1 protein-coding gene is annotated in these 616 nt (G+C 69.5%); it reads right to left on the bottom strand.

The annotated features are described in order from the left end of the window. The coding region (locus tag QME84_00790) for a hypothetical protein (protein MDI6872812.1) at window positions 1-609 on the bottom strand (609 nt) is incomplete at its 3' end. Between the last annotated feature and the right edge of the window lie 7 nt (window positions 610-616).

Here is a 616-nt window from a genome sequence, read left to right as displayed (position 1 = left end):
CGGGAGGGCCTCCTCCGGCGGGGCGACCCCCTCCGCCGGGGGCGCCTCGGGGGCGGGGGGGGCTTCGACCAGGCGCTCCAGGAGGTCCAGGGGACGGGGGGCCTCCTCCGGCGGGGCGCTCACTTCCTCCACGGGGGGAGCTTCGGTGACCTCCTCGAGGGTCGGTGCCCGCTCCTCGGAGGTGACGGCGCTCTCCAGGTCGGTGACCGGGAGGGCCTCCTCCGGCGGGGCGACCCCCTCCGCCGGGGGCGCCTCGGGGGCGGATGTCACTTCCTCCTCCTCCTCCTCAAGCTCCCTGACCAGGTCCTCTATTTCAGCTGCCACGTCCGAGGTTGGAGCCTCGGAACTCAATATCTCCTCCTCGAGGGCGGCCAGTTCCTTCTCCAGGTCCTCCAGCTCCAACGCCTCTTCCTGCGGCCCTCCCTGCAGTATCTCCTTTTCCAGCTCCTCGATCTCGGAGAGTATGTCCTCGCCCACCGCCTTTCCGCCGAGGTCGAGGGCCTTCAGGGAATCGTCGACGTCGAAGAAGGTCCCGGAGACAAGACCCGTATACGCTTCCTCTCGAGGTCCGGCTTCCGCGACCTCTGTTCCTTCCCCCTTAGCGGTCACCGCCTCC

The sequence above is a fragment of the Actinomycetota bacterium genome (assembly GCA_030019255.1).
Taxonomy (GTDB): Bacteria; Actinomycetota; Geothermincolia; order Geothermincolales; family RBG-13-55-18; genus Solincola_A.
This window is presented reverse-complemented; position numbering and strand designations above follow the sequence as displayed.